Raw genomic sequence first — 20,214 nt, forward strand, 5'->3', positions numbered from 1 at the left:
AGGCGGAATATAGGAAATCGCGCCGCGTAACCACTTGGTTAACCTCGATTCGGCGGAGGATTCGGCCCGGTCCGAGACGGAGGGGACCGCACCGACCGTCGCGCCAGTAGTGTCGACGTTCGTGACGATCAACCCTGGAGTCGGTGGTGCGTCGGCGCGAGGTCGGCTACGAGACCTTCCGTCGGTGGTCAAGCTCGTGTTGGCATCGATGGTGTTGTTCAATGTCGGCTTCTATCTGGTGGTTCCGTTTCTCGCGGTGCATCTGTCCGAGGAGCTCGGATTCGCGAGTTGGGTCGTCGGTCTCGTGTTGGGTCTGCGCACGTTCAGTCAGCAGGGCATGTTCTTTCTCGGCGGCAGTATCGCCGATCGGTTCGGTCGTCGACCGGTCATTCTGTGGGGCATAGCTATACGCATCGTCGGGTTCGTTGTGCTGGCGCTTGCGAGCAGCCTCCCTGCGGTGATAGTCGGGATTCTGCTGATCGGTTTCGCCGCAGCGCTGTTCGCGCCCGCGGTAGAATCGGCCAACGCCGATATCGGGCGACAGCTCGAAGACTCGGGCGTCATCAAACGCACCGAACTGTTCGGCTACGAACAGATGAGTAGCCGGCTCGGCACCGTCCTCGGACCCGCATTGGGGGCGGTGCTCCTGATCTTTCCGTTCTCGGCATCGGCTGCCGTGGCCGCAATGCTGTTCGCCGGCATGTGGATCGGGTTCTACTTCCTGTTCCCCAGGACGATCGAAACCGGCAGTGTCGTCGGCACTTCCATAACCCGGGTCTGGCGTGTGGTGTTGGGCAATCGACGCTACGTCGTCCTGGCCACGCTGTGCAGCGCACAGTTCGTCGCACTCGCTCAGCTGTATCTGATGCTGCCCGAGCAACTTTCGCTGCGCATCGGCTCTCAGGATCTGCTCGGCTGGTTCTACGTGGGGGCAGCGGTACTGGTGATCGTCGGTCAGCGGCCGATGGTGGCAGTCGCCGCACGGATGGGATCGCGAGCCGCAACAACCAGCGGCTTGGCCGTGATGTCGGCGTCGTTCGTCATTCCGGCGCTAGGGCCAGGCACCATCACAGACTCGGTGTGGCCGTACGTGCAGATCGGAGCGTGGATTGCACTACTGCATCTGGGGCAGATGTTGATGGTGCCCTCGATGCGAGACACCCTCGCCCGAATTGCCGGAGAACGTTATCTGGGAGCACATTTCGGACTGCTCAACACCATCGGTGGATGTCTGTCGTTGATCGGCACGATCGGCGTCGGGTATCTCTACGATCGACTCGACGACGGCAGCGTTGCAGCGGCGACCCCATGGTTGGTGGTCGCCGGCTGCATCGCCGCGCCTGCCGTCGTGCTCGGTGTGTGGTCGTCGATGTCCGACGCTATCTGGCCGCGTCGACAGCCTTGATGTCGTCGATGAACGCAGACAGCACAAACGGGATGGTCAACGGATTCGGCATCGACACTGCGTCGGAGACAATCGGATCCAGCGCGATCAATCCACCGTTGCGCACGACGTCCAGATTGGTGAAGGTCTCCTGCGATTCCATGGACTCGCGGTGGAGTTCGTAATTGTCGAAGAAGAGGTAGTCGCAGTCGAGCAAGCTGTAGCTCTCGGCCGAGAGTTCGGTATTCAGCTTGCCTTCGAATTGGGACGCCAATGCGGCGGGTGCTTCGAAGCCGAGTGCGGTCAACAGCTGGGCCCGCGCCGAGTCGGGACTGAACGCCCGTAGCTTGCCGTCACTCCACCTGATGACCAATGCAGCCGTCTTGCCGACGAACTGCGGATTGTCGGTTCGAGCCTGCGCCACAAGCGCTTCGACGCGGTCGACCTCGGCCTGCGCGGCATTCGGCAAACCCACGGAGCGTCCGATTCTGGTGGTCACCTCCTGCCACGGCAGCACCCAGTCGGTCTGACCCGCAGCGTGCAGTACCGTCGGCGCAATCGCACTGAGCTGCGAGTAGACGTCTTCGTCGATGGCGTTGTTGACGGCGATGATCAGATCGGGGGCAGCGGCCGCAATGGTCTCCACATCGAACTCGGTCGTCGCATTCGCCAGTGCTACCGGTTCGTCACCCTTGACGGTCGGTTCGGCCCAGATGCCGATGCCGTCGTCGGTCGAGCCCTTCCACACCGGCACCAGTACGGGCGTCAGACCCAGCGAGAGCAGCACGTCGGAGTCGCCGATGCCCACCGCGGCGATACGGGTGGGAGCGGAGTCGATGGTTGTGGAACCGAGCTTGTGCTCGATCGTCACGGGGAACGCACCGCTCTCGACGTTCGCCGTCGAACTCGAACCATCCGAACGTTGCGCCGAGCCGTTGGCGCAGCCGGCAACAACGAGACCGGCGACCGACACGAACGTCATCGACAACGCAGTCCGCCGATTCACCACGGGATTCATCGAGTCTCCTTCGAGCGTAGTTTGGATGCCCTAATCTAAACCACCCTCGCCCGATTGTGCTGTCCTACGTTCTGCGGTCGATACCTTCTCGAGTGGCTACGGAACGTAGAACGTCGCGAATCCCGGCACGGTGGTCGCAGAAGTCGGTAGTCCGACGAGTACCACTTGCCCTGGCCCGCTGTACACAATTGCCTCGTGCGGGGATCCGAAGAGGGCGTCGGACAATCGGGCGTTGCCACTGGCCCCGGTAGTCAGGTTCACCCAGCGCACGTCGGAAATGAGGTAGCACCCGGTGTTCGCGTTCGGGACGTCGGTGACCTTGGCGATCCCGGGTTGCTCGCCGACCACCACGGCACAATTGCTCGGGGGTGAATCGACACTGCCCCTGGGGTTTCCGTAGGGCGCTGGGTTGAATTGAAACGGGATCGTCACCTCCGCGGACGCCACTGCAGTTGACGCGAACGCCGCACCGACCATCACCGCACCGCACACTGCAAGCCGCTGAACGAGTCTTGCCATGACAACCTCCACTGGTTTCGGAATCCGGCGATGGCCCCATCCTCTCTCCTATTCGAGGCGAGATGGTGGCAAACGAGCTATCGAGACGCCATCGACACTGGGTACGGGAGAGGGTCAGGTGTACGGTCCGGTGATGCAGGACGACATCGAAAGACGCGTAGCCGACGCCACTCTCGTGATCGTCGGCGAGAGTCTGTCGTCGATGACGGAAATCCTCAGGGGCCTGGGTGACGAGCTGGCCAACACCACACCGGATCTGCCGGGTGCCAACAGTCCGTACGCCATCGTCTTCCACTGTGTCGCTGTGATAGAGCACTGGGGAGGCTCGGTGATCGCCGGCCTGAAACTTCCGCGGGACCGCGCCACCGAATTCACGGCCACCGGCCGGGTAGATGACCTGATCACACGGGTCGACGACGTTCGTACGCGTCTGCCCGAGTGGGTGGATATGGCATTGCGCGAAGGGATTCGTGATCGGACCGTCATGGGTTCCACGCGCCCGGAACTTGCAACCGCCACCCCGGAATGGGTGTTGACACACCTGGTGCGCGAGCTGTCCCAACACCTCGGCCAGCTCGAGCTCACACGCGACGTCCTTCGCCGGGCGTGACAACTGCCGACGTTTCTGTTGTCCGCGTTCTCGATGAACGAAGGTACGAATCATCACGTCCTCTGCCGCCGGAGCCCGGGGGAGTGCCACATGGGGGGGTCGCCCACTGCAACGGCGACCGTTGTCGTTGTGGCTATGCGAATCTTGGTGTGAAGTAGGTGCGATGAAGAGTCGGTGGTCGGCAGTGTCCAGCCTCGGTGCCGTGCTGGTGCTCCTGGCGTTGGTGCTCGCAGGGTGCACACACAGCGGCACCGCTGGCGAGTCGGTTGAAACGGTCGATCGGCAGGACCCGGCAGCGGTGGTCCGAGGTTGGGTCGATGCGGTCAACGCCAGCGATTCGTCGACGGGTGAGTCCTTGGTCGCGGACGAGGGGTGGCAGGGGATGCAGGGCTGGTTCAACGCACCTCGGGCACACCTGGACAACCTCGAGATCGTCAGAGTTACCGAGGAAGACCCGACCCCGGGTACAGCCGCCGAAGGCTATCGATTCGAGGCCTGGGTGTCGGTGCGCTTCGATCTCACCGGCGGCGACGGGTCCATGCACGAAGGGGCAACAACCTGGGGATACATCCTCGCACGGCAGGAATCGTCGGATCCGTGGTCGATCGTGAGCAACGGCATGTAGCACCCCTGCACCCGCAGCCACCTGACCATTCATCGCCAGCGCGGAAACGCGCTCGGCGACAAGTGATCACGACCGCACGTGCAAGGCGAAACTCGACTGCCCGGGTTCTTCGAGGCCCTCTTTGAGACGAAGGGACGGCATCTCGTAATCGCCGAAGTTCTGCTTCCTGAACGCTATCGGTTCGGTCGTCTCGAGTTCGAGTAGTTGCCGTTCCCAGTTCTTCGCTGCAACCGCGTACTCCTCGGCCGTCAATCGATCGGATCCGTGGACGACGAACGCAGGCAAAACATCGATGCCCGGGTAGTAGAGGATGCCGTGGTGGATGGGGAACAACAGGTCGTCGATAGGGCCGTTGATGCCACGATCGGAGTAGTGGGCTTCCGGGCCGCCCACGGTGACCGACAGCAGTGCTCGCTTGCCGGCGAGGGTTCCTTCGCCGTAGCGCTCACCGTACTTCGTGTCGCTGTGTTCGCCGACGCCATAAGCGAAGTGGTAGGTGAACACTCGATCGACCCACCCTTTCAGGATCGCGGGCATCGAGTACCACCACAGCGGGAACTGGAAGATGATGGTGTCGGCCCACAGCAACTTCTCCTGCTCGGCGCGGACGTCGGAGGTGAGGGTGCCGGTGTCGAAAGCCCGTCCGGAATCTGCAGCCACCCGCAGTGGCGAGGACGCGGCAGGGCCGTAGTCCGAGGCGTCGAGTGCAGCTTTCCACTTCGATCCGTACAGATCGGTCACCTGCACTTCGTGGCCTGCGGCTTCCAACGTGGTGACGGCCAGATCTTTGAGGGAGTGGTTGAGCGACTGTGGTTCTGGGTGGGCATAGACGATGAGCGTCTTCACGGGTGCTCCCTGTTGTCGAGTTGTGTTCGAGTGACGCCTTCACCCTGTCTCGTTCTGCCCGTCTCGTTCAGGGGCGCGATGTCCTGTGGTCGGTGTTCCTGGTATCGGCGGTACCACTCTCGACCGACGAATCCGGGGGATACTTCAGGTGTGGACGATTTGGCGAACTTCTTGAGAATTCGGCGGTCCCGTGTCGATCCGGCGTCGGTCGGAATTCCCGTCGACCGGTATCGCCGCGTCGACGGGCTGCGGCGCGAGGAGGTCGCTCACCTGTCGGGTGTCAGCATCGATTACTACGTTCGTCTCGAACAGGGCCGTGCCACACAGCCGTCCGAGCAGATTCTCGATGCGCTGGCGCGGGTGTTCGCTCTTGACGACACCGAGCGGGCGCACCTGGATCGGCTTGCCCGTCGACGTCGTCGACCTGCGAAGACCCCGAAGGGGCGCGTGCGCCCCGAACTTCTACGCGTGCTCGATCTGGTCGAGGGAGCGCCTGCGTTCATCATGGATCACCGTATGAATGTGCTTGCGGGCAACCGACTTGCGCGGGTGCTGTACGGCCAGCCGATCCCGGGGTTGAACACTGCGCGCCACATCTTTCTCGAGGAAGCCGAGCGGGGGCTGTACGACGACTGGAACACCTGCACCATGGATGTGGTCGGACACCTTCGGCTCGCTGCGGGGCAGTACCCGGACGACGCGCAGTTGGCGTCACTGATCGGTGAATTGTCCATGAGGAGTGACCGATTCCGTCGACTGTGGGCCCGCGCTGATGTGTGCGCTCGAACCCACGGGCGCAAGGCCTACCGTCACCCGCTGGTGGGTTTGTTGGAGCTTCATCAGGAGAACTTCGCTCTGCCGGGTGAGCCGGGAATGGAGATGATCGTCCTGAGCGCCGCGGCCGGCAGTGCCAGCGAGGACGGCCTGCGGCTGCTTGCAGCCCTTGCGCTCGATACGGCGTCGGACAGTGAATCTGTTACTGCGAGAGACGATCACCCGAGCTCACAGGGGTGACGCCGGTGATCAGATCGATCATTCCGAACGGGGAGCGTTCCCCGAGGCAGAGGTCGAGCGTTTCGTGTGACTGGATGGCCACCGCTTCACTTCGGATGAACATGGCCTTCTCGTAGACGGACACGGCTGCATCGATGTTGCCGCGGTGATCGGCGATGGCGCGAGCGAGTTCTGCGCCGTCGAACATCGCCAGATTGGCGCCGTCTCCGGAGGGAGGCATCAGGTGCGCGGCATCGCCCACGAGGGTCACTCCCGGCGTGTGATCCCAGCGGTGGTCGTTGGGTAGCGTGAAGATCTTTCGGGGAACCAGAGCGGTCTCGCCGTCGGTGATCAACGCCGTCAATTCCGGTGCCCATCCATCGAATTCGGCTGCGACCGTCGCTTTGGCCGAGGCGGCGTCGGTGAAGTCGATCGCGTCGATCCAGTCGACGCTGCGATTGAGCTGAACGTACGTGTGCAGGATGTCGCCGGCCTCGCGGTGCACGGAGATTCCCTTACCCGGGGTGAGGGCGAACATCGCACCGCCGCCGACTGCGCGGGCGGTGGCGGGGTGACGTGCGTCGACATCGTGGAGATAGGTCTCGACGAAGACGGTGCCCACGTAGTCGGGTTGGGCAGCCGAGAGCAGGGATCGGACTCGTGACCACGCGCCGTCGGCACCGACGAGCAGATCGTTGACCGCGATGGTTCCGTTCGCGAACTCGAGTGCGTGTTGCCCATTGCCCAAGGGACGGACGGAGGTGAGCTTGTGCCCCCACTGAACGGTGTCGGCCGGCAGTGAGTCGAGCAGAATGCGTCGCAGGTCGCCGCGCAGCACTTCCGGTCGACCGCCGGTGCCGTCGTCGGCTTCGTCGAGCAGAGCCTCGCCGTTCGGACGCAGGACGCGAGTCGCTTCGCCTCCCTCGTGAATGATGGCGCGGAACTGTTCTGTGAGCCCGGCTGCGGCGAGGGCGACCTGCCCGTCCTCCTCGTGGATGTCGAGCTGCCCGCCTTGAGTGCGCACATCGGCCGTGGCGTCGGCCTCGTACACCGTGGCGGCGATTCCGTGAACGTGCAGTACTCGTGCCAGCACCAGGCCGCCGAGTCCTGCACCGATGATCGAGATGGATGTCTTCATGAATGTCTCCGCTCATTGTTGGAACGTTGTTCCAAGTAAGAATGGAACACTGTTCCAACGCTGTCAAGTAGGCGGACGACCTCGGTCGCCTTTCGCGTTTGACCTGTCCCCTGGGGGCCGGGTTTACGGTACGGAGATGGACGACCTGCTGAGTGTTGGAGATGTGACCCGCGAGACCGGTGCCTCGTCGAAGGCGTTGCGTGGCTACGAGGCACTGAATCTCGTTGTCCCCGAACGGGCAACCAACGGCTACCGCATGTACGACCGCCACCAGGTTCGAGTCGTCGCGCAGATCCACCGGCTGAATGCACTCGGAATTCCGCTCGCGGACATGCACCCGTTCGTCGACTGCCTGAACGCCGGAAGTCTGCACGCGGACACCTGCCCCGCCTCGCTGTCGGGGTATCGCCGGGCGATCCAGCGGGTCGAACAGGCCATCGACGACCTCGATCGCCAACGCGTCGCGCTGGTCGCCAACCTCGCCGAGGCAAGCGCACGGATGGCCGACGAGTGGGCCACCGCCGATGCGCACAATCCCGATCTCGCCCCGCTGCCGGCCGACCTCGACGTTCCACACGACGACGGAGCGACCGATCATCTGCGCGGGGTGGCAATGCCGACGACCCGGTTGCCGTCCACCGACGGTGGTCACGTCGACCTCGCCGCTCTCGGAACGGGCCGTGTCCTGGTCTATGTATTTCCGATGACCGGTGCACCAGGGCACGACATGCCCGACGGTTGGGACGCCATCCCCGGTGCCCGCGGATGCAGCCCGCACAACTGCGACATGCGTAATCACTATGCAGAGCTGGTGCAGGCCGGGATCAGCGCGGTCTATGGACTGTCGAGTCAACCCGTCGAATATCAATCGGAACTGGTTGGGGCACTGCGACTTCCCTATCCGCTGCTCACCGACAGAGAACTGATTCTGCACGACGTGATCGGACTACCGACGTTCAGCGCAGACGATCTCACGGTCTACCGACGACTTGCTCTCGTCATCACCGGGGGAAGCATCGAGCACGTGTTCTACCCTGTGTTCCCACCGGACCGCCACGCGCAGACCGTCCTCGACTGGCTCGATCAACACCCCCGGCAGACGGCACCGACGCGGATCGCATCGCGCACTGTCGACGGCGGCGGGCAGTGATCGGCATCGCCGATCTCGCGCTGTTCGCCGGAGTGTTCGCGGCATCGGCTGCCACCCCCGGCCCCGAAGTTGTTGCGGTGATGGCTCGATCCCTCGACTCCGGGTTCCGGGGCGTTCCTGGACTGGCGGCCGGCATCGTCGTCGGAAAGTTGACTCTCCTCGGCATGGCCATGGCAGGACTCGCCGCGGCGACGGCGGCCTACGAGCCGATCCTTCGCGTCCTCACCTGGGCCGGCGCTGGGTATCTCTGTTACCTCGCCGCGAAGAAGTGGAGGACAGCCGGAGCGCCGGCGCTATCAGTGCCCACACTCGACACGCCCCGCCGAGCTCACAGTGTCGGCCTCGGAATAGTGCTCACCATGTCCAATCCCGTGGCCATCGGCTTCTACGTTGCGCTACTTCCCAGCGTCATCGACCTCACACAAGTGCACCTCGACGACTATCTGTTGCTCGGACTCACCCTCACCACGGTCATGGCGGTGATCATCGGGCTCTACGGTCTCGCTGGATTGCGCCTTCGGCGCTTCTTCGACCGCGGCGGTCAACGCATAGTGGACCGAACCACCGCCGGAGTATTTCTCCTGTGCGCTGTCTTCATCGTCTTGCGCTAGTTCGGTCGATGCCGGCCAGGATGATGTCGACACCGGCCTGAAACTGTTCTCTATCATCATGTTCGGCGAATTGTGACGCGATTCGGGTCAGGAACGGATAGTCGCCGGTATCCGTCACCGCCGAGCGTGTGGAGTCGAGAAATGTCGCGCGGTCCGTCACCGTGGCGGCTAGTTGCCTCCCGGCATTGCGCTGGCTCGCAGCCCCGAGAGCGTGGTACATGAGCACGGACGCGGCGTCGAACTGCTCATTCTCCGGAATTCCGCGGACGTCCAGTTCGGTTCCGATGCGGTCGAACAGATGCATGACGGCCGGCTGCCACGGTGCGCCGGCGAGTTGCGTCGCCACCCATGGCCGCGTGGTGATCATGTCGAACACCCTCATCATCACGCCGCGAACGCCCTGCTCTGTCGACTCGATCTCGGGCGAGGATTCCAACACTGACGCCATGACGGCTTTGGCCGCTGCCGCGAGCAGATCTTCCCTGTTCCCGACGTGGTGATAGAGCGCTCCGGCGCCCGTGGACAGGTGTGCGGCGAGAGTGCGGAACGTCAAAGCATCGGTGCCACCCTCGTCGAGCATCTCGATCGCTGCCTGCACGATGCGCCCTTTGGACAGGGCGTCGGAACGTCGCGCGGGTGTCGGCTTCTTCTCTGGCATGGGCCGATCCTGTCACAACTGGAACGTCGTTCCATGCCTGAATGCGGGCTATCGTCAGCATTTCTATGCTGTTCGGCATGGCTATCGATTTCCGAGTCCGCTTCGACGTGGATGATGTCCAGCTATCGCAGCTCCATCACGATGCGTTCGGGGGGAACTACGAGTTGGTGCCGTGGGGATCTCGGTTGCAGCGCCACAGCAAATCGTGGGTTGGTGCCTTCCATGGCACTGTGCTGTGCGGATTCGTGAACGCAGCATGGGACGGTGGCAAACACGCGTTCCTGTTCGACACCGCAGTTGCTACGGAATGGCGACACCAGGCGATCGGCACCAGGCTCGTCTCCCATGTCGTTTCCGATCTACGTGCAACCGATATCGAGTGGCTGCACGTCGATTACGAGGCACATCTAGCCGAATTCTACTCTGTGGCATGTGGATTCGATTCAACCTCCGCTGGAGTGCTGCGGCTGAAGTGACTGTCGACCGTGAATTCGAGCCTACGGGGAAGGCGATTACCCGATCTGACCGCGGTTTCGCCGGTAGTTCAGGTCCCGGCAGCGCTGTGGGTGACGCGGGAATCGATCGATTAGAACAGAACAGATCTCATCCACGACAGGTGATCGTTACCGAAGTAGTCGACGCACGAGCAGAACAGAACCGCCGGCGACGACAATCACCATTGCGACCACACCCAGAAGAATCGTCCCCGCCCCGTCGTCACCCGTGCTGCCGTCGTCGACCATGTCACCTTCGATCGCCAACGGTGTCTCACTACCGGTAGGCGCGGCAGTGGAACTCGTCGACGTCGTCGGCCATTGGTCGGCGAATGCTGGACTCAGCTCGTCGAGAGCTGCTGTCGGGCTGCACGCACCGTCCGCGTAGGAAGCCAAACGAGTGAGATCGCCGCTCCCGGAGTCCTCGCCCGACGCGAACGGAGCGAGGAAGTATCGTTTGCCGATATCGAAAGTGCGTGCATTCGAATTGTCCTGAGGTGCAGCAACCTTCACAATCTCGTTAGCTTCTACACCCTTGATGCCAGTGTCGATGGCGAACGTGTACACGGCCACCGGAAGTCCACCCGACGGAGGGCGAGGGGTCGTCTCCACAGCAGTCGGAGTCGCTATCGCAGCTATCGCAGCTCGATCGCGGGCGAAGGTCACCCGTTCTGTTTCCGATCCGAATCCCACACAGTCCGCAGAGGCTGTGGGTGCAACCAGGACACCGAGCGACACTGTCATCAGCACAGTCAACACCGCTCGGCAAACCCTTCGGTGGGTCGGGAAACACCGCATCGGTTACTCCTTCATGAGGGATCGACCGTCACGCTTTTCTCACCGACGTAAACCCAACGGTTTGTTCCAGGATGGCAAGTAAACCCTGGTGCAATCCCTGGCACAAGTAAACGAGCAACACAATTTTCCAAAAGCCGGATCCCCGCTTCCTGCCGAGGATGATGCTCGACGCTACCGCGACACCGAGCCTGGCCGATCTCAGTCTCTCCCGCACAATCACCTCTCTAAAATCGTCCCCACCTGGAGGTGATCACTTCAGGTGCCCGACGACGTTCGAGGCGAGGCTGACAATCACCCGCCGTTGGTGTGGCTTTGGTGGGATGGCCACCTCGTCCGTCGCGGACACTCCGGCCGCTGATTGAGACACGTATCTGCGAAAGAGTCGCTACTTAGAGGAATGCCGGCGGAGCCGTCCACCCAGTCGGGGCACTTCGACGGAAGGGACTCTGTGACAGCACAACCGCAAGCGGTGTGGATCGGTATCGACATCGGTAAGACTCACCATCAGGCCGCGGCGATCGACAACACCGGCCGGCAACTGTGGTCGGTCCGCGTCCACAACGACCAACACAGCATCGAACGTCTCCTCGACAAGGCGCGCACGACTGACGGCTCACCCGTGATCCGGTGGGCGGTGGATCTGACATCACCCGAATCAGCTCTGCTTCTCGCTGTCCTCGTCGCAGCCGACCAGACGGTCACCTACGTGCCTGGGCGAGTCGTCAACCGCATGACCGGTGCCTTCCCCGGTGAAGGCAAAACCGACGCCAAAGACGCCGTGGTCATCGCCGAAACGGCTCGCCTACGCCGCGACCTGACCACGATCACGACCCCGGACGACGTTGTCGCCGAACTCGGACTATTGACCGCCTACCGGGCGGATCTGATGGGGGAGTGGGTTTCCCGCATCAACCGACTCCGTGCACTTCTACTGCGGATCTTCCCTGAACTCGAGCGTGCCTTCGACTACACCACCCGCACCGGACTGGCCCTGCTCACTCGCTACTGCACTCCAGCCGCGATCCGCACCGCTGGCACCGACGAGATCGGTACCCATCTCCGCGAACTCGGTGTCCGACGGCCGACAATCCCCGGTATGGTCACCAAAGCGCTCGCCGCCGCCGAGGCGCAAACCGTTGCAGTACAAGCAGAATCGACCACCGAACAACTCGTCATCGTCTCGCCGAGCAGCTGCTCGACCTAGACCACGAGATCAAAGCTCTCGACAAACAGATCGTCGAACGCTTCCGCAGTCACCACCAGGCCCACATCATCGAGAGCGTCCCCGGTATCGGCGCGCGCCTGGGAGCCGAGTTCCTTGCCATCACCGCGGGTGACCTCGCCGCATTCGGCACCGCCGCCAAGCTGGCCGCCTACGCAGGGCTTGCTCCCGTTCCCAACGATTCCGGAACCCGCACCGGAATCCTGCACCGTCCCAAGCGCTACCACCGACGACTACGACACGTCCTCTTCATGGCGGCCTTCAGCAGTGCGCAAAGAGAAGGACCGTCACGAGAGTTCTACCAACGTAAACGCGCCGAACACCAACGACACGTCCAGGCCACCATCGCACTCGCTCGCAGACTGGTCGACGTTCTCTGGGCATTACTGCGTGACCAACGTGAATGGCGGCCAAGTGGCCCGCTCGGGGTTGCATCTGTGGCTGCATAGATGCAACCGCGAGCGAGTGGGCACATTCGCAGGAGTGAGGACGAGTCGTCGCTAACCGAAAGGGACGATGGATCGGACTCCACCCGAATAGGTTTGCTGCTCGCATTCTGCGCCGCAGCCCGCCCATGCGGACTTTTAAGTGAGCGTCAGGAGGCCGCGAGTTGGTTGATGTGGGCCGTGGCCAACACATGACGGGGCATGCCGCCGCCTGCGGTTCGGATCATCGCGTGACCCAGTTGCAGGCTCGTGGTGACGTAGCGTGGGGCGATTCGCCGCAGCACGGGGTAGAGCGGGCCGAGCACCTTGTACAGCACGACGTACAACGCAGTCTTCGATGTTGTACCGGGCGGAGGGAGGACGAACGCGGGGCGGAACATGTATGCGCGTGGTGACAGTGCCAGCAGAGCGTTCTCCGTCTCGCCCTTGACGCGCGCCCACATCATGCGGGTCGTGCCGGTGCTGTCGGTGCCGACGCCGGAGACGTAGGTGAAGACGAGATCGGGATCGGTGGTCAGCAGTGCCCGGGCGGCGGCCAGGGGGAAGTCGTAGGAGACCCGGCGGTACTGCGTCTCACTCATCTTGAAGGCAGAGGTGCCCAGACAGTAGAAGCAGGCGTCGAACCCGACCAGATCGTTCTGAACGGTGGTGAAGTCGGCGAAGTCATCGTGGGGAAGTTCGCGGAGCTTGAGGTGGGCGCGACCGGTGGGTGTACGGCCTACGGCGAGAACATCGGTGACCTGCTCGTCACGCAGGCAGGCTTCCAGTACTCCTTGCCCGATCATGCCGGTGGCTCCGAAGATGACAATGCGCACAATGGATCCTTTTCCTACGGTCAGCGGTGGTGTCGGCTCGGTTGCTGTGGATGGTTTCGGGCATGGGAACCCGATGCCGGTGAGCCGGCGGATTCGAGCTCAGGCGTTGATCTCTTCGTAGAACTCGATCCTGAGAGGTGCGGCGAGTAGTTCGCCGAATTGCGCCATGACCTCGCCGCCGGTCTCGGCTCGCCATGCGGCATAGGCCTCTTGGTCGCGTTTGTCGTCCCATTGCTCGATCAGTGCGAATGCGGTGTCGTCGTCGGCGCTGCGCACCACCCGTACGCCGATGCAGCCGGGCCGTGAGCGGGTGGCGGCCAAGGTCTCGCGGTAGAAGTCGACGACATCGTGACTGCGGCCGGGTTTGGCTTGGGCGTGCAGGATGACAGTGAAGGCCATGGGGAACTCCGATTGTTCGGTGAGCTGGATGGATGACCGTCAGGCGCGCTGTGTGCCTGCCCGCCGCAGCTCGAATCGGCGAGAAGTGGGTCCTGTCCAGTCTGACGTCAAGACTTTGGATTGTGAATCATCGAGACGCCGCAACACCTTCGCCAGAGTCCTAGATTGTGTGTATGGATCTCATGTCCGATCTTCTCCGGATCTCCCACGCGCGATGCGTGCTGTCCGGCGGTATCTCCGGATCAGGTGCGTGGGCAGTACGGTCCCCGGCCCCGGGACGGATCAAAATTCTGGGGGTCATCCGCGGGTCCCTGTGGTTTCGGCTCGACTCCGAACCAGCAGACCTGAGGGTCGACGCGGGCGAGGTTCTGGTGGTGGACGGCCGCACGTCTTTCGACATGGGAAGCGATCTGCATGAATCGCCGGTACAGCTGCGGGAGAACGACCCGGTTCATCCGGTCGATCGCGACGCCGACCACGTTTGCGTCACCGCGCACATCGAGTTGTTCGACGCCGCCGACGACTTCCTTCGAGACGCAATCCCACCCGTCCTGCATCTACACGGTCGAGCGCGCGAGGCGACGACTGCGGCCTGGGTCCTCGAGGAGCTCTTCGACGAATTCGCCCACGAACGCGCTGGTCGCACGGCTGCCTCGGCTCAGCTGACGCAGTTGCTGTTGGTGCAGGTTCTTCGGGCATGGGTGGCAGCGGCGGATGAGCTGCCATCAGGGTGGGTCCGTGCCGCCGCCGATGACCGGTTGCGTCCGGCATTGCAGCTCATGCACGCCGATGTGGGCAGAGATTGGCATATCTCCGAACTTGCTGCGGCGTGCGCGATGTCGCGGAGCAGCTTCGCCCACCGGTTCACCACGACCGCCGGCGTTCCTCCTCTCACCTATCTGTTCAGGTGGCGAATGCGCTTGGCCGAACGGTCGCTGGACGATGGATCGTCATCGGTAACCGAACTCGCAACGCAGCTCGGTTACCGGTCCGAGAGTGCTTTCAGTGTCGCGTTCAAACGTTGGTCCGGGCTCGCGCCGAGTCGATTCCGGCAACGCGACCCGCGATCGGACCTGTCCTGAGCCGGTCTCGATCCAAATGTCGTTGGCTGACAGGCGAAGCCACGACCTGCGACAGCGAAGGTCGTCGTCATGGCCGCGATCAGTGCCGCCCGAGGCGATGCTCACTCAGGCGAGTTCAACCGGCGTAGGACACCGGAATATGCATGGCACGCCTACACCGTCATCGCACTCGGCTGCAGACATGCGATGTCTAGGCGCGCCACGCGGCTCCTCACAGTTCGTCGGCACCGCGTTCTGTGCGGATACGGCTCGATGCAGAGCCAATGAGTGCGCCGAGATCTGCCCAAATCATCGCGGCTGCTTTGACACTCGCGCCAAAACTCCGAGATTTGCTGCGACGCTAGTAGCTATCCATCGGCATTGGAGTTTCCCGGTGGCTGCAAGTTCCAGCGTGCCATCATCCATTTGCTTCCCGCATTGAGATCCGACCATCTTGACGGCCGGGAGGTGGCCACCCCACCGGCGTCGGCCAACGGTCTTACATCCCGCCTGCGGGCAGTGCCGGCCTCCCCACGGACGTACCCCGAATGGAACGCCGCGGCGCTCCACGCCGTCGACGCTGTGATCGATCTACTTCGGTCGAGCTTGCTAGCCTGTCGGGGTGATCGACACTCATCAGGCTTGGTGGTGGCTGCGCTAGCAGCCCGGTCGACCATGTCCTGCGGGCTGTATCTCAGCCCGCTGATCTTTCGTACGGACCAGACGCGCGGCTGATGCAGCCCGCTCCGTTCGTGCAGAGAGGTCTTCGAATGAGCACCCACACCTACATCTCCAGTGTCGAGCGCAGCAACGTGCTCGCCACGAATGTCGCGGCCGATCCGGGCCGGTATCGCACGTTGACCGGGGAAAGGCCCACCGGGCCACTGCATCTCGGGCACCTGTTCGGGACGATCCGAGAACGCGTGCGACTGCAAGATCTCCGTGTCGAGACGATGATCGTCTTGGCCGACTACCAGGTGATTACGGACCGCGATGCAATCGGGCACGTGCGACGGCACGTGCACGACGCGGCCTTGGACAACATGGCGGCGGGGATCGATCCCGACAGGTCGACGATCTTCACACATTCGGCGGTACCCGCCCTCAATCAACTCGTGTTGCCGTTCCTGAGCTTGGTGACCGAGGCCGAACTTCACCGAAACCCGACGGTGAAAGCCGAATTGGCCGCCAGTGGCCGCGCCCTGGGCGGTCTGTTGCTGACGTATCCGGTGCACCAGGCGGCGGATATCTTGTTCTGCAAGGCCAACGTAGTCCCCGTCGGTAAGGACCAACTCCCTCACATCGAGATGGCGAGGGTCATCGCACGGCGCTTCAACGACCGATACGCCGCGGTGTTCGACGAACCACAAGCACTGCTGACCTCGAGTCCCGACGTTCCAGGCCTCGATGGGCGCAAGATGTCGAAAAGTTTCGGCAACGCGATCACGCTGTCGATGACACCGGACCAGACAGCTCAGGTGGTACGTCGAACGGCCACGGACTCTGAGCGACACATCTCCTATGATCCGCAGACGCGACCGGGAGTGTCAGCACTGCTCAACGTCGCGGGCCTGTGCACGGGCAGGGAACCGGACGCGATAGCTGCTGAAATCGGCTCCGCAGGGGCTGGCGCATTGAAAACCCTTGTGACCGAGGCGGTGAACTCGTACCTTGCAGAACATCGCCGTCGACGGGCAAAGCTCGCCGCCGACCCCGGCTACGTGCAGTCGGTAGTGCGCCAGGGAAACCAGCGCGCCAATGCGATTGCAGAGCAGACCCTGGACGAAGTCCGCACCGTCATGGGTACCTACTACTGAGCGAGGCGCGCCGCTTTCCCCGCACAATCATCTCTGACATCGTCGCCCACCTAGAGGTGATCACTTTGAGCTTCCCGTCGGCGGGCCGAAGCGGCAATCACGCGATCCGCCGCTACTGGAGAGGCTGCCCGACGTCAATTCGATTCCCGTCCGGGTCGCAGAAAACGAAGCCACGAAGTCCGTAGTCGGCGTCGCGCAGACGTTTGACGATGCGCACCTGGTGTTCGACCAGGTGCTCGTAGAGGCCCACTGCGTCTTCGACCATCAGGTGCGCAACGTTGTAGGTTCCAGCTCGGTGTCCGCTCACCAAGGTCAGGTGCAGTTCGGCGGCATCTCGCCGGATGATGACGAATCCGGGCGGGCTGCCGTTGGTGAAGGTCACGGTCATGCCGAGCACGTCGCGATAGAACTCGATCGAGTGCTGTATGTCGGTGACGGGAATCGTGGCTGCGATGCGGCCGAAGCCCACGGTGGTTGCGCTCATTATCGATCTCCTTGCACAGAGTTCGGGCGGCGAGGCGGTGCTCGCATCAACCCTGTCTCTGGGCGCGGTGGCCCCTGCTCGAAGTGTATTCAACGGGAGCACTATTCGCGTCACCGACATCCACGTATTCGATCATCGGGCGTCTCCGCCCACCTTGTGCTCTCGCATTGAGACCCTTCACGTTGTAGGGGTCTGAGGTGCCCGCTTCAGGCGCTCGTCGGCGGTGGTTGAGTGACGGTTCGGCAATCGAAGGCGAACGCGGGCGGTAAGTCCGTGGTCAGCCGAGCCGAGGCGAGCGGTCCGTGAAGATGGCATGTTCGGTTGCTGCTGACCCGATCGCCTGCTAATTTGACTGCACCGGAAGTAAAAGCGCTGGCTGTCAGCCGCGTTCGCACGCCGCTCTATCGAGCCGCCACTTCTCCCTTGACCGGAGAGGTGCCATGAGCCCGAAAAAAGAGCGAGCTACAAACAATACTGACGAGGCGCACGTCCCCTCGCCGCGGCACCGTCCGCACACCTTGAAAGCCGCGGCGGTAGCTCTAGCCGGCCTTTCGGCTGTGTTCCTGTTCGAGATGCTCGACAACTCCATCCTCAACGTTGCTCTTCCCGCCATCGGGCGTGAACTCGACGCGTCGACCACCGCGCTCCAGTGGGTCACCGGTGCCTACGCGGTCGTATTCGGCGGACTGATGCTGCTGTTCAGCGCCATCGCAGACCAATTCGGCCGACGCCGTGTGATGCTGCTCGGACTGACGCTGCTGGCCGTCGCCAGCGCTGCCATCGTCCTCGTCACAACACCCGAGCAACTCGTCGCAGTCCGTGCCGTCATGGGTGTCGCTGCGGCGATGACCACCCCCGGTTCCATGGCGCTGGCTTTCCGACTCTTCGATGAGGAGCCGCTACGCGTGAGGGCGCTCAGCCTCATCTCGACGGTCGGCCTGGTGGGACTGGCGGTCGGGCCGACCGTCGGCGGATTCGTTCTGGCCTTCGCACCCTGGCAGGTTTTACTCTTGATGAACGTACCCATCGCGATCCTTGCATTCATCGGAATCCGCATGGGCGTAGCCGAAGACCTCCCCGAGGAGTTGCACCGCGACCCTCTCGACGTTGTGGGGGCACTCCTCGGCACGGCCACCATCGTCCTGGCGCTCGTAGCGCCGACCCTGCTCGTCGAACAGAGCGCAGGTTCGTGGATGCCATGGGCGTCAACTGCCGGTGCCGTGGCAGCGGCAGTCCTCTTCGTCGTCCGCGCACGCACCGCTACGTTCCCGCTCCTGGACCTCGAACTCGTGGCCCTCCCACTCGTGTCCAGCGGCCTCGCTTACAAAGCCGCTTCCGGTCTGGCAATCGCAGGCCTCGGCTACATGGTCACCCTTCAGCTGCAGTTCGCATGGGGCTGGTCGCCGGCTCTCGCATCGATAGGGATGCTCCCTCAGGTCATCGTGTTGCTCTTCAGCGGCCGACTCGTCGCACCATTCCTGCGCAGGGTGGGGATGAACCACGCAGCCTGGATCAGCGCGGCGGCGGTCGTTCTGGGCCTCGCCGTCTTCGCCGGGGGTAGCCGTTTCGGCTATATCTGGATCGCGCTCGCCCTCGTTCTCGTCGCCGTCGGGATGCGCATCGTCGGCGTCGTCGCAGGTACCAATGTCATGACCGGCCTTCCGGAGAACCGCACGACAATCGGTGCCGCCATGGTCGATACGTCGAGCCAGGTCGCCACCGGCATCGGGATCGCTGTCACCGGCACCATCCTTGCGGCGCTCTTCACGGGCAACATCTCGTCTACAACGTGGAGTGCCGACGAAGCGGCCTCGTTCCAAACCGGAGTCACCGTAGCGGGGTTCGCCATCACCGCGGTAGCCGCAGCGCTCGTGTTGCTCGGCATGATCCGGGCGCGGTCAGATCGCGGCGCCGCCGTCGAAGCTCGAGTGCGACACCCGCTGCACCGATCCCGCCGGCCGATCGAGCAATTCACGAAGTAGGGATGATCCGACGCGACGCATGCAGAAAGGGTCGTCGCACAGAACGCTCCACTCGACGGTTCTGCAGCCGGGATTCCGCGACATAGGGCCCAGAGTGGAGCGCGAGTTGCAGCGCTACGACCCCCGCACCACGTCGAATGCCGGCTTGTGGGTGAAGTCGGCCCGCAGCAGTCCGAAATTCTGCTCGGAGTCGGCGGGATCGGTTCCGGAGTCACGCAGCGAGTGCACGAAGACCGGCCCGATGTAGGGCAGGGTCGACGCCTTGTTCAGGCTCGATCCAATGATGGCTGCTTGCGCGTCCTCGGACACGGCCATGGGGCCGTTGCCGGTGGGTGCGCCCAGCTCGGTGATCCAGATCTTCTTGCCGCCGTCACCGTTGGCGGCCATGGTGGCGTAGGCCTGATCCACCTGCGCCCATTGGCCGTTGGGATCGTTCTCGACGGTGAAGGGGAACGTATAGGGATGCAGCGCAACGGCATCCATGAATCCGGCTGCACCTGCGGCGTACATCTGCCGCAGGAACGTCACCGGGGCGACGGTCCACGACCCGAAGTCCATGGTGGTTGCCAATCCGGCGCTCAGCACCGTCGCGTCGGCGTCGGCGTTGTGAATTGCGGGGTAGGCAGCACGCAGCAGACCGGTGTAACGAGCGGCGTCGACAGGTGCGAAGAACGTGGGAATGTTCGGCTCGTTCCACACCTCGTAGCTGTCGACGCGATTGCCCAGATGGGCGGCTGCGGCTCCGGCGAACGCACCGAAGGCGTTGGAGTCGAGGGGAACTGCACCGGGCAGCGGTGACGCGACGCCGCCCTGAGCCCATCCGGGCGTACCGCCGAGGACTGCGAGTACCGAATAGCCCAGCGCTGTTGCAGCATTGATCACGCGATCGGTGTTGCCCCAATCGAACACACCCGGTGCGGCTTCGATTGCCGCCCAGTTGACGACCACTCGTACCCACGAGGCACCTATCTCACGGCCGGCACCGAACTCGTTGTTCAACGTGGCGTCGTCGAGGCCGAGAAAAGCTGCACCGCTGGTGAACCCGAGACCCGCAGGCGGGCCGGCATGGGCGGCGGGAGCCGAGAGCCCGACGGCGACAACAGCGGCCGCGGCAACGGTCAGCACGCGGGAGCGAAAAGTCATG

At 63.2% G+C, this 20,214-nt stretch carries 20 protein-coding genes and 1 pseudogene; 11 read left to right on the forward strand and 10 right to left on the reverse strand.

All coding sequences use genetic code 11. The annotated features are described in order from the left end of the window. Positions 1–121: 121 nt before the first annotated feature. On the forward strand, positions 122–1,405 hold the full coding sequence (locus tag RFA01S_RS07225) for an MFS transporter (RefSeq protein WP_052060451.1): 1,284 nt from the start codon (positions 122–124) through the stop codon (positions 1,403–1,405). Here RFA01S_RS07225 and RFA01S_RS07230 read toward each other — a convergent pair. Continuing rightward, positions 1,380–2,402 carry an ABC transporter substrate-binding protein gene (locus RFA01S_RS07230; RefSeq protein ID WP_032406111.1) on the reverse strand — a complete coding sequence of 341 codons (1,023 nt, stop codon included), beginning with the start codon at positions 2,400–2,402 and terminating at the stop codon, positions 1,380–1,382. The two genes, RFA01S_RS07225 and RFA01S_RS07230, sit on opposite strands and share 26 nt — an antisense overlap. 96 nt (positions 2,403–2,498) lie before the next feature. Further along, positions 2,499–2,921: a hypothetical protein gene (locus RFA01S_RS07235; RefSeq protein ID WP_032406112.1), complete on the reverse strand. Its 423-nt coding sequence runs from the start codon at positions 2,919–2,921 to the stop codon at positions 2,499–2,501. A gap of 133 nt (positions 2,922–3,054) precedes the next feature. Between RFA01S_RS07235 and RFA01S_RS07240 the strand changes: the two genes are divergently transcribed. Together RFA01S_RS07240 and RFA01S_RS07245 are read left to right on the forward strand one after the other, a co-directional pair. Further along, positions 3,055–3,531 (forward strand): DinB family protein, encoded by a 477-nt coding sequence (locus tag RFA01S_RS07240; RefSeq protein ID WP_032372002.1) that lies wholly within the window; start codon positions 3,055–3,057, stop codon positions 3,529–3,531. A gap of 163 nt (positions 3,532–3,694) precedes the next feature. After that, positions 3,695–4,156, forward strand: coding sequence for a hypothetical protein (locus RFA01S_RS07245; RefSeq protein WP_032406113.1), 462 nt, complete (start codon positions 3,695–3,697; stop codon positions 4,154–4,156). Between the two features lie 66 nt (positions 4,157–4,222). On the opposite strand, the gene RFA01S_RS07250 is transcribed toward RFA01S_RS07245, so the two are convergent. After that, positions 4,223–5,002, reverse strand: coding sequence for an NAD(P)H-dependent oxidoreductase (locus RFA01S_RS07250; protein ID WP_032406114.1), 780 nt, complete (start codon positions 5,000–5,002; stop codon positions 4,223–4,225). Positions 5,003–5,152: 150 nt separating this feature from the next. On the opposite strand from RFA01S_RS07250, the gene RFA01S_RS07255 reads away from it, so the two are divergent. After that, positions 5,153–6,016 carry a helix-turn-helix transcriptional regulator gene (locus tag RFA01S_RS07255; protein ID WP_032371782.1) on the forward strand — a complete coding sequence of 288 codons (864 nt, stop codon included), beginning with the start codon at positions 5,153–5,155 and terminating at the stop codon, positions 6,014–6,016. Here the strand turns inward: RFA01S_RS07255 and RFA01S_RS07260 are convergent. Next, positions 5,979–7,133, reverse strand: a complete 1,155-nt coding sequence (locus RFA01S_RS07260; RefSeq protein WP_032406115.1) for an FAD-dependent oxidoreductase — start codon at positions 7,131–7,133, stop codon at positions 5,979–5,981. The genes RFA01S_RS07255 and RFA01S_RS07260 overlap by 38 nt on opposite strands. A gap of 136 nt (positions 7,134–7,269) precedes the next feature. Here RFA01S_RS07260 and RFA01S_RS07265 point away from each other — a divergent pair, with 136 nt between their 5' ends. Then, positions 7,270–8,283 (forward strand): redoxin family protein, encoded by a 1,014-nt coding sequence (locus RFA01S_RS07265; protein WP_238325028.1) that lies wholly within the window; start codon positions 7,270–7,272, stop codon positions 8,281–8,283. Then, complete coding sequence (locus tag RFA01S_RS07270; protein ID WP_032392167.1) at positions 8,280–8,894, forward strand: LysE family translocator; 615 nt, start codon at positions 8,280–8,282, stop codon at positions 8,892–8,894. Before RFA01S_RS07265 ends, RFA01S_RS07270 begins: the two co-directional genes overlap by 4 nt. On the opposite strand, the gene RFA01S_RS07275 is transcribed toward RFA01S_RS07270, so the two are convergent. Further along, positions 8,878–9,552 (reverse strand): TetR/AcrR family transcriptional regulator, encoded by a 675-nt coding sequence (locus RFA01S_RS07275; protein WP_032392168.1) that lies wholly within the window; start codon positions 9,550–9,552, stop codon positions 8,878–8,880. The genes RFA01S_RS07270 and RFA01S_RS07275 overlap by 17 nt on opposite strands. 41 nt (positions 9,553–9,593) lie before the next feature. On the opposite strand from RFA01S_RS07275, the gene RFA01S_RS07280 reads away from it, so the two are divergent. Beyond that, positions 9,594–10,028: a GNAT family N-acetyltransferase gene (locus RFA01S_RS07280; protein ID WP_202902185.1), complete on the forward strand. Its 435-nt coding sequence runs from the start codon at positions 9,594–9,596 to the stop codon at positions 10,026–10,028. Between the two features lie 147 nt (positions 10,029–10,175). Here the strand turns inward: RFA01S_RS07280 and RFA01S_RS07285 are convergent, their stop codons facing one another. Then, positions 10,176–10,790, reverse strand: a complete 615-nt coding sequence (locus RFA01S_RS07285) for a hypothetical protein (RefSeq protein ID WP_139278401.1) — start codon at positions 10,788–10,790, stop codon at positions 10,176–10,178. 451 nt (positions 10,791–11,241) lie between these two features. On the opposite strand from RFA01S_RS07285, the pseudogene RFA01S_RS07295 reads away from it, so the two are divergent. Further along, positions 11,242–12,515 (forward strand): annotated as a pseudogene (locus RFA01S_RS07295) (IS110 family RNA-guided transposase). A gap of 146 nt (positions 12,516–12,661) precedes the next feature. Here RFA01S_RS07295 and RFA01S_RS07300 read toward each other — a convergent pair. Further along, a complete protein-coding gene (locus RFA01S_RS07300) occupies positions 12,662–13,327 on the reverse strand; it encodes a Rossmann-fold NAD(P)-binding domain-containing protein (protein WP_032406118.1) in 666 nt (221 codons plus the stop codon). Positions 13,328–13,426: 99 nt separating this feature from the next. After that, positions 13,427–13,726: a putative quinol monooxygenase gene (locus tag RFA01S_RS07305; RefSeq protein WP_032406119.1), complete on the reverse strand. Its 300-nt coding sequence runs from the start codon at positions 13,724–13,726 to the stop codon at positions 13,427–13,429. 173 nt (positions 13,727–13,899) lie between these two features. Here RFA01S_RS07305 and RFA01S_RS07310 point away from each other — a divergent pair, with 173 nt between their 5' ends. Together RFA01S_RS07310 and trpS are read left to right on the forward strand one after the other, a co-directional pair. Beyond that, positions 13,900–14,808, forward strand: a complete 909-nt coding sequence (locus tag RFA01S_RS07310) for an AraC family transcriptional regulator (RefSeq protein ID WP_032406120.1) — start codon at positions 13,900–13,902, stop codon at positions 14,806–14,808. Between the two features lie 749 nt (positions 14,809–15,557). Beyond that, entirely contained in the window at positions 15,558–16,604 is a 1,047-nt protein-coding gene (gene trpS, locus RFA01S_RS07315) for a tryptophan--tRNA ligase (protein ID WP_032406241.1), read from the forward strand. A gap of 112 nt (positions 16,605–16,716) precedes the next feature. Here the strand turns inward: trpS and RFA01S_RS07320 are convergent, their stop codons facing one another. After that, complete coding sequence (locus RFA01S_RS07320) at positions 16,717–17,088, reverse strand: VOC family protein (RefSeq protein WP_032374932.1); 372 nt, start codon at positions 17,086–17,088, stop codon at positions 16,717–16,719. A gap of 440 nt (positions 17,089–17,528) precedes the next feature. On the opposite strand from RFA01S_RS07320, the gene RFA01S_RS07325 reads away from it, so the two are divergent. After that, a complete protein-coding gene (locus tag RFA01S_RS07325; RefSeq protein ID WP_081371288.1) occupies positions 17,529–19,070 on the forward strand; it encodes an MFS transporter in 1,542 nt (513 codons plus the stop codon). A gap of 114 nt (positions 19,071–19,184) precedes the next feature. On the opposite strand, the gene RFA01S_RS07330 is transcribed toward RFA01S_RS07325, so the two are convergent. After that, the gene (locus RFA01S_RS07330) at positions 19,185–20,213 is read right to left on the reverse strand and encodes a hypothetical protein (RefSeq protein WP_032406121.1); all 1,029 of its coding nucleotides are present in this window, start codon (positions 20,211–20,213) and stop codon (positions 19,185–19,187) included. Position 20,214 lies beyond the last annotated feature (1 nt).

The organism is Rhodococcoides fascians NBRC 12155 = LMG 3623, from assembly GCF_001894785.1.
GTDB lineage: Bacteria > Actinomycetota > Actinomycetes > Mycobacteriales > Mycobacteriaceae > Rhodococcoides > Rhodococcoides fascians.

Bases quoted from the DNA above. Each gene is read 5' to 3' on its own strand.
- RFA01S_RS07230 (WP_032406111.1), bottom strand. From the start codon at position 2,402: ATGAATCCCGTGGTGAATCGGCGGACTGCGTTGTCGATGACGTTCGTG.
- RFA01S_RS07235 (WP_032406112.1), bottom strand. From the start codon at position 2,921: ATGGCAAGACTCGTTCAGCGGCTTGCAGTGTGCGGTGCGGTGATGGTC.
- RFA01S_RS07240 (WP_032372002.1), top strand. From the start codon at position 3,055: ATGCAGGACGACATCGAAAGACGCGTAGCCGACGCCACTCTCGTGATC.
- RFA01S_RS07245 (WP_032406113.1), top strand. From the start codon at position 3,695: ATGAAGAGTCGGTGGTCGGCAGTGTCCAGCCTCGGTGCCGTGCTGGTG.
- RFA01S_RS07260 (WP_032406115.1), bottom strand. From the start codon at position 7,133: ATGAAGACATCCATCTCGATCATCGGTGCAGGACTCGGCGGCCTGGTG.
- RFA01S_RS07265 (WP_238325028.1), top strand. From the start codon at position 7,270: ATGGACGACCTGCTGAGTGTTGGAGATGTGACCCGCGAGACCGGTGCC.
- RFA01S_RS07275 (WP_032392168.1), bottom strand. From the start codon at position 9,552: ATGCCAGAGAAGAAGCCGACACCCGCGCGACGTTCCGACGCCCTGTCC.
- RFA01S_RS07280 (WP_202902185.1), top strand. From the start codon at position 9,594: ATGCGGGCTATCGTCAGCATTTCTATGCTGTTCGGCATGGCTATCGAT.
- RFA01S_RS07285 (WP_139278401.1), bottom strand. From the start codon at position 10,790: ATGACAGTGTCGCTCGGTGTCCTGGTTGCACCCACAGCCTCTGCGGAC.
- RFA01S_RS07305 (WP_032406119.1), bottom strand. From the start codon at position 13,726: ATGGCCTTCACTGTCATCCTGCACGCCCAAGCCAAACCCGGCCGCAGT.
- RFA01S_RS07310 (WP_032406120.1), top strand. From the start codon at position 13,900: ATGGATCTCATGTCCGATCTTCTCCGGATCTCCCACGCGCGATGCGTG.
- trpS (WP_032406241.1), top strand. From the start codon at position 15,558: ATGAGCACCCACACCTACATCTCCAGTGTCGAGCGCAGCAACGTGCTC.
- RFA01S_RS07320 (WP_032374932.1), bottom strand. From the start codon at position 17,088: ATGAGCGCAACCACCGTGGGCTTCGGCCGCATCGCAGCCACGATTCCC.
- RFA01S_RS07325 (WP_081371288.1), top strand. From the start codon at position 17,529: ATGAGCCCGAAAAAAGAGCGAGCTACAAACAATACTGACGAGGCGCAC.
- RFA01S_RS07330 (WP_032406121.1), bottom strand. From the start codon at position 20,213: ATGACTTTTCGCTCCCGCGTGCTGACCGTTGCCGCGGCCGCTGTTGTC.